This is a genomic window from Streptomyces sp. SID10853, from assembly GCF_010548145.1.
Lineage (GTDB): Bacteria > Actinomycetota > Actinomycetes > Streptomycetales > Streptomycetaceae > Streptomyces.
In genome coordinates this window covers 1-7281 of record NZ_JAAGLN010000296.1, presented here as the reverse complement: position 1 = coordinate 7281, position 7281 = coordinate 1, and the positions used below count along the sequence as shown (strand labels likewise).

The following is a 7281-nucleotide window of genomic DNA, read 5'->3' as shown; positions in this document are numbered from 1 at the left end:
CCGACGCCCGGCGCACCCCGCCCGCCGAGACCGAGGCCCTGCTCACCGAGGAAGGGCTCGGCGCCGAGTTCGTGCCCGCCCGGCTCGGCGGCCGGCTCACCCGCGCCGACCTCCTCGCGCGCGCCCTGCGCCCCGTCTTCCGGCGGGATGTGGCGCTCGGCTTCGGACACGGGATCATCTCGCTGTTCGCCGCGGGCGCCGTATGGGCGCAGGGCGACGCACGTCAGCGCCAGGAAATGGCCGGCCTGCTGCTCGGCGGCGGCCGGGCCACGATCCTGCACCACGAACTCGCCCACGCCAACGCCATCCTGCGCCACGAGTTCACCGCCCGTCAGAGCCCGGACGGGTACCGGGTCGGCGGCCGCAAGGACGTCATCATCAACGCGCGCCGCGCCGGCCTCCAGGTCGTCTACGCCCGCACCGAGCCGGCCCGCGGACCACGCAGCCACTCCGTGCTGCTCCTGGACCCCGCCCGGCAGGACACGGCGCACCTGCGGCACCTGCCCCGCGTGGAGACATCCGGGATGCGCGGGGCGCTCTTCTCCGGCCTGGAGTTCACCGACTGCCCCGTGCCCGCTGACGCCCTGGTCGGCAGCCCCGGGGACGGCGTCGGGCTGGCCCTGCGCGCCTTCCAGGTGAACCGGAGCCTGATCTGCGGAGTCGTCACCGCGGCCGCCGGCACCGTGCTGCACTCCGCGGTGCGCGCCGCGACCGAGGACCGCGCCGGACCCGTCGCCAGACGGTGGCACAAGCCGCTCGCCGGGGTCTTCGCCGACCTGCTCGCCTGCGACGCCATGGCCACGGTGGTGCTGCGCGCCCTGAGCCTGCTGCCCGCGAGCGCCCACGTCCTCGCCGCCGCCGTCAAGTACGTCGTGCCGGACCTGCTGCGGGAGAACCTGGAGGAGCTCGCCACCGTCCTGGGCGCGCGCGGCCACGACCACGCGAGCCCCGAGTACGGGGCGCTCGACAAGCTCGTGCGCGACCTGCCCGTCGCCGGCCTCGGCCACGCCGGCAGCGCCTCCTGCCAAGCCGTCCTGGTGCCCCAGCTACGCGGCTTGGCCGAGCGGTCCTGGTTCGTCGAGCAGGAGCCGCCGCCGCAGCTGTTCGCCCCCCGGGCCGAACTCCCCGACCTGGACTACAGCCTGCTCGGCATCGCGGGCGGCGGCGACTTCATGGCCGCCTCCCTCGTCGCGAGCGCGGACCGGACCGCCGCGCTGCGCGGCCCCGGCGCACACCTCGGCGCGCTCGCCGGGGCGTTCGCCACCGAACTGCGCACCCTGCGAGAACAGTGCCGCCGTATCCCGCCCGGCGCCGCGGCCCTCAACGACCCGGCCGTCGTCCGGCTCAGCGACCGCTACGCCCGTGTCGCCGGCGCCGCCGCCGTCCTCGGAACCTGGGAGGGCCAGGACGGCACCGACCCGTTCCTCACCGACCCCGCGTGGGCCGTACTCGCCCTCACCAGAACCGGTCAACGCCTCAACATCCCAGTGCCCCAACTGCCCGACGGCGTACAGGACACCGTCCTGGGCGAGCTGCTGCGCCGGCACCGGGAAGGCCGCAGCTGCGACCTCGACGCGCTCGCATACACACCGTGATCCAACGACGAGATGCCGCAACATGCTCCAGGAAGGCGAGGCCATGACGACCACCGCACTGCCCGGCGCCGAGCGGATCAGCGCGCCGGTCCACGCCGCCGGCCCGGACGCACCCTGGCACCGGGTACGCGACGCCATGGACCGCCACGGCAACGCCGTCGTCCACACCACCTGGGGCGAATGGCTGACGGCCGCCGTCACCGACCCCGCGCTGCGCCCGCTGCTCGGCCACGACTGGCAGCGCTACCGGCGTACCCAGGACCCCACGATCCGCTACCGGTTCGTCGCCTCCCGGCTCGCCACCAAGTACACGGCGGCCGCCGCCCTGCGCACCGCACCGGCCGAGCTCGACCTCGCCTACAAGATCGGTGGACGGCCCTATCTGCGCGGCCTCGACCAGATCGACGTGAGCCTGACCCACACCGACGACGTGATCGCCGTCGGCATCAGCCGCAACGGGCGGATCGGCGTCGACGTCGAGCCCGCCGGCCGGCACATGTCATACGAGCTGCTGCACAACCACGTCCTGACACTCGCCGAGAAAGCCGAACTCGAACGGCTCCCCGAGCGGGAGCGCCCCGCACGGCTGCTGCGCCTGTGGACCCTGAAGGAGGCCTACACGAAAGCGCTCGGGCAGGGGCTCAGGCTGGACTTCACCGAGTTCGGCTTCACGGCCGACGGCGGCCACCTGCTCGCCCCGTGCGGCCGGCCCGCCGCCCACGGCGAGTGGGCGTTCGCCACACACCACATCCTGGGGCGCTACCTGCTGAGCGTCGCCTGCCACGACACAGGCCTGGCCACCTCGCACGACACGGCAGCCCACACCATGCTCGACGAGGGCTTCCTGGGCGCCGTCACCGAACTCCTCCCCTGACCACGACGCCCCTGCGCCCCTCAAGGCCGTCTTGAGCCCCGCTCAAGACACCAGGCATGGCGAGGCACGCCCGGTTAACGTACGAGAGCGGTCACCTCCCTCTGGGCCCGCCGCCCCACCCGTGCCGTACGACCGCCGGACCACCACCGTGTCAGCGCCGTATCAGGGCCGCGTGGGCAGGCCCCGCACACTCGTCCCGCACTCGTCGAGAGAGGGGAGGGAGGGGGTTCTCCACCCGCATGCACACCACGGCCACCAAGGCCGCGTACCGTGCGCCCGCGGCGCCCCCTACGACCATGACCACCGGCCACTCCTCGCACGCCACACCCGCACGGGCCACCCCCGGCGGGCCGATGACCGTCGTCGTGGACCTCGCCCGTCAGGGCGCGGACACACCGCCCGTCCTGGAACTGCGCGGCCCCGTCGACCCACACCGGATCGACGCCGCCCTCGACCGCCTGGACCGCCTGACCGCCAGGCCCGGCCGGAGCTGGCACCCGAGGCTGCGCCGTACCGGGCCCGGACACCACACCCTGCGCCTGACGGCCACCGGCCCGCACGAGCGCACCGGCACCACGGGCCCCGCCCCGTTCCCCACCGGGCTGCTCGCGGACCTGCTGACCGCCGGATCCGCCGGCCCCGGACCAACAGCACGCATCGAACCAACCCCGCTGCAACGGGAGTTGCTCGCCGATGCCGACGCACATCCCGGCATCGAGGGCTGGTGCGAGCAGCTCGCGCTCACCTGGCGCGGCCCGCTCGACCCGGGCCGCCTCGCCACCGCCTGGCAGTCGGTCGCCGAGCACGAGAAAGTGCTGCGGTCCGCCTTCGAGGATGGCCCCGAGCCGTGGATCGTGTGCCACGGCCGCACCGGGCCCGAGGTGCTCCGCTTCCCGCACGGCAGCGTGCGGTGGCCCGCACTGGTCGAAGCCGACCGGCGCCGCGGCCTCGACCCACGCGGAGAGGGACCGCTGCGCGTCACCGTCCTGGGCGGCGGCACCGACCCCGCCGGCCCCCAGGACACCGCGCCACCGGCCGGCGTGCTCCTCAGCTTCCACCCCGCCCTGCTCGACGACTGGAGCGTGCGCCTCCTGCTGCACCAGTTCTACCGTGCCTACCTGGCCGACGGCACGCTGCCCGGCGGCGAACGCCGGCCCGACCTCGGCGACTACGCGCGCTGGCTCGCCGCCCAGGACCCCGCTGCGGCCAAGGAGTTCTGGCAGGCGGCACCCCCGGGACCCGCGACGGAACTCACGACCGGCACCGGCCGGCACGACGGCACCGGCCAGATCCGAGCCCGGCTCACTCCCGGCCAGAGCGAACGGCTCCGTGCCTGGGCAGCCGGCCACGGCTGCCCGGAGAGCAGCGCACTGCACGCCGTGTGGGCCCTGGCCCTGTACCGGGCCGGCGCCCTGGCGGGCCCCTCAGAGATCCGCTTCAGTGCCACCGTCTCCGGCCGCGGCGTTCTCCTCGACGGCATCGAACGGCTGCCGTCGGCACTGCGCAACCCGCTCCCGATGACCGCGGCCGTCGACCCCGCCGCACCCGTCACCGCTCTTCTGTCCGCACTGCGCGACCAGGCACTGGACCTGGCCGGCTACGAATGGGTGTCGCAGGGCCGCATCCGGTCCTGGACCCAGCCGGCGACCGCGGAATCCCCGAACCCCGCCCGCACCGGCAGCCTCGTCGTCTTCGAGTACCGGCCGCACCCGCCCGAGGACCTCACCACGGGCCTGGCGGCGATGGACATCCAGGTCAGCACCCCCGAGACGCTCGGCGCCCGCACGGCCTTCCCCCTCACGCTCGTCGCCCACCGCGACGAGAAGGGAGGCACCGTACTCACCGCCTCCTGCGTCGACACACCCCTCGCCGACGCAAAGGACCTGCTCACCTACACCGTCGCAGCGCTGCGTGAACTCCCGCACACGCCAACCCCGTCCACGACCATCGGTGACCTGCTCGCCCTGCCTCCCGCCCCGGGCCGCACCCCGCCCACCGCGCCCCGCACCCGGTTCGGACCGCGCCGCCGGCCGGCCCAGCTGCGCCCCGCCGCACGGCCCGGCGCGGGCACCGTCTGTCTCGTCCGGGCACCGGGCACACCGCTCTCCTCCCTCACCCGGGTCGCCTACGCCTACGAAGGCCCCGAAGCCGTCGTCCTGCTGCACCCGCCGCCGGACGGACAACCAGCAGCGGGCCCGCTCACCGGCCTCCAAGGCCCCCTCGTACTCGGCGCGTTCTGCGGCGGAGGAGAGACGGCGTACGACATCGCACGAGACCTCGTGGCGGCCGGAGGCAGGCCGCCCGGAATGGTCCTCACCGCAACCGCGTCCCCAGCCGCGGAATTCGCCCGGATCCTCGAAGCGGTGGCCCGCCGCACCCGATAACCGCACAGACCGCCGGCCAACCCACCTCACACCTCAGGAGAGTCATGACGACACGTCTGTTCACCTCGGAGTCCGTGACCGAGGGACACCCCGACAAGATCGCCGACCGGATCAGCGACGCGATCCTGGACGCACTGCTCGCCCAGGACCCCGCCTCAAGGGTGGCGGTCGAGACCCTCATCACGACCGGCCAGGTACACATCGCCGGAGAAGTGACCACATCCGCGTACGCCGATGTCCCCGGGATCGTGCGGGAGACGATCCTGGGCATCGGGTACGACTCGTCGGCCAAGGGCTTCGACGGGCAGTCGTGCGGAGTGTCGGTGTCCATCGGCGCACAGTCCCCGGACATCGCCCGCGGCGTCGACACGGCGTACGAGAAGCGGGTCGACGCCTCCGGATCCGACGAACTCGGCCAACAGGGCGCGGGCGACCAGGGCCTGATGTTCGGCTACGCATGCAACGAGACGCCGAGTCTCATGCCGCTGCCGATCGACCTGGCCCACCGCCTGTCACGCCGCCTGACCGAGGTGCGCACCGGCGGCACCGTCCCCTACCTGCGGCCCGACGGCAAGACACAGGTGACGATCGAGTACCTGGGCAGCAGGCCGGTGCGCCTGCACACCGTGGTCGTCTCGTCCCAGCACGCCCCGGACATCGACCTGCTGGGCCTGCTGACACCGGACATCCGCGAACACGTGGTGGAGCACGTCCTCGACGAACTCGCGGACGCCGGGATCAAGCTGGACACGGACGGCTACCGGCTGCTGGTGAACCCGACGGGACGCTTCGAGATCGGCGGCCCGATGGGCGACGCCGGACTGACCGGCCGCAAAATCATCATCGACACCTACGGGGGCATGGCCCGGCACGGCGGCGGCGCGTTCTCCGGCAAGGACCCCTCCAAAGTCGACCGGTCCGCCGCATACGCGATGCGCTGGGTCGCGAAGAACGTAGTGGCGGCGGGGCTCGCGGAGCGCTGCGAAGTGCAGGTCGCGTACGCGATCGGCAAAGCGGAGCCGGTGGGCCTCTTCGTGGAGACGTTCGGCACCGGCACGGTGGCGCAGGAGTGCATCGAGAGAGCCATCCGGGACGTGTTCGACCTCCGCCCGGCGGCGATCATCCGCGACCTCGACCTGCTGCGCCCGATCTACCGGCAGACCGCGGCCTACGGGCACTTCGGGCGGGAACTGCCCGACTTCACCTGGGAGCGCACCGACCGCGCCGAGCGGCTCAAGGCCGCCGCGGGCCTGTGACCGGGCAGCGGCGACCCCGCCGGAAGGGACAAGGACTCCCCATGCGTATCGCGGTGACAGGATCGATCGCCACGGACCACCTCATGGTCTTCCCCGGCCGGTTCTGCGACCAGCTGCTGGCCGGCCGGCTCGACCACGTGTCCCTCTCGTTCCTCGTCGACGACCTGGAGGTGCGGCGCGGGGGAGTGGCGGCGAACATCGCCTTCGGGCTCGGCTCGCTCGGCCTCGCACCGCTCCTGGTCGGCGCCGTGGGCAGCGACTTCGGCGCGTACGAGGTATGGCTCAAGGAACACGGCGTCGACACCGGCGCGGTGCGGGTGAGCGCCGACCGGCAGACCGCCCGGTTCTCCTGCATCACGGACCAGGACAGCAACCAGATCGCCGCGTTCTACACGGGCGCCATGGCACAGGCCCGGGACATCGACCTCACGGCGGTGGCGGCAGCCGCCGGCGGAGTCGACTTCGTCCTCGTCTCACCCGACGACCCCGCGGCCATGCTCCGGCACACCCAGGCGTGCCGCACGCTCGGCGTCCCCTTCGCCGCCGACCCCTCACAACAGCTCGCCCGGCTCACCGGCGCCCAGGTACGTGAACTGGTCGACGGAGCACACTGGCTGTTCACCAACGAGTACGAGGCCGCCCTGCTCCTGGAGCGCGCCTCCTGGACGCACGACGACGTGCTGCGGCGCGTCGGTACATGGGTCACCACGCTCGGCGGCAGGGGAGCCCGCATCGAGAGCGCGGACGCCCCCGCACACACCGTGCCCGCCGTCGCCGGCGTCGCGGTCGCCGACCCCACGGGCGTGGGCGACGCGTTCCGCGCAGGCTTCCTCGCGGCCGTCAGCCAGGGCATCCCAGCCGGCCGGGCGGCCCAGCTCGGCTGCTGCCTCGCATCGTTGGCCCTGTCCCAGGTGGGATCCCAGTCCTACGTGCCCGCCCCGCGGCGGCTCACCGCGGTGCTGGAGCGCCAGTACGGGGCCACCGCGGCCGCCGAGCTGGCCCCGGTCCTGGAAGCGGCATCGTGACGGCCGGGCGCGTCACCCTGCTCCGTGAGGCACTCGCCACCCGTGTGGTGGTGGCCGATGGTGCGATGGGCACGATGTTGCAGGCGCAGGATCCCACTCTTGAGGATTTCCAGCAGTTGGAGGGCTGCAACGAGATCCTCAATGTGA

General features: G+C 73.3%; 5 protein-coding genes. All 5 read left to right on the top strand.

What is annotated here, in order from left to right:
• Window positions 1-1595 (top strand): acyl-CoA dehydrogenase (locus G3I19_RS32635; RefSeq protein ID WP_164267329.1); only part of this gene is annotated, 1595 nt, incomplete at its 5' end.
• Window positions 1596-1638: 43 nt separating this feature from the next.
• The gene (locus tag G3I19_RS32630) at window positions 1639-2469 is read left to right on the top strand and encodes a 4'-phosphopantetheinyl transferase superfamily protein (protein ID WP_164267328.1); all 831 of its coding nucleotides are present in this window, start codon (window positions 1639-1641) and stop codon (window positions 2467-2469) included.
• Between the two features lie 239 nt (window positions 2470-2708).
• Window positions 2709-4853: a condensation domain-containing protein gene (locus G3I19_RS32625; protein ID WP_164267327.1), complete on the top strand. Its 2145-nt coding sequence runs from the start codon at window positions 2709-2711 to the stop codon at window positions 4851-4853.
• Window positions 4854-4897: 44 nt separating this feature from the next.
• On the top strand, window positions 4898-6109 hold the full coding sequence (metK, locus tag G3I19_RS32620) for a methionine adenosyltransferase (RefSeq protein WP_164267326.1): 1212 nt from the start codon (window positions 4898-4900) through the stop codon (window positions 6107-6109).
• A gap of 41 nt (window positions 6110-6150) precedes the next feature.
• Window positions 6151-7134 (top strand): carbohydrate kinase family protein, encoded by a 984-nt coding sequence (locus G3I19_RS32615; protein WP_164267325.1) that lies wholly within the window; start codon window positions 6151-6153, stop codon window positions 7132-7134.
• The last annotated feature ends 147 nt before the right edge of the window (window positions 7135-7281 follow it).

What these genes read in the sequence shown, in the direction of transcription:
- G3I19_RS32625 (WP_164267327.1), top strand. Translation starts at nt 2,709, where the DNA reads ATGCACACCACGGCCACCAAGGCCGCGTACCGTGCGCCCGCGGCGCCC.
- G3I19_RS32630 (WP_164267328.1), top strand. Translation starts at nt 1,639, where the DNA reads ATGACGACCACCGCACTGCCCGGCGCCGAGCGGATCAGCGCGCCGGTC.
- metK (WP_164267326.1), top strand. Translation starts at nt 4,898, where the DNA reads ATGACGACACGTCTGTTCACCTCGGAGTCCGTGACCGAGGGACACCCC.
- G3I19_RS32615 (WP_164267325.1), top strand. Translation starts at nt 6,151, where the DNA reads ATGCGTATCGCGGTGACAGGATCGATCGCCACGGACCACCTCATGGTC.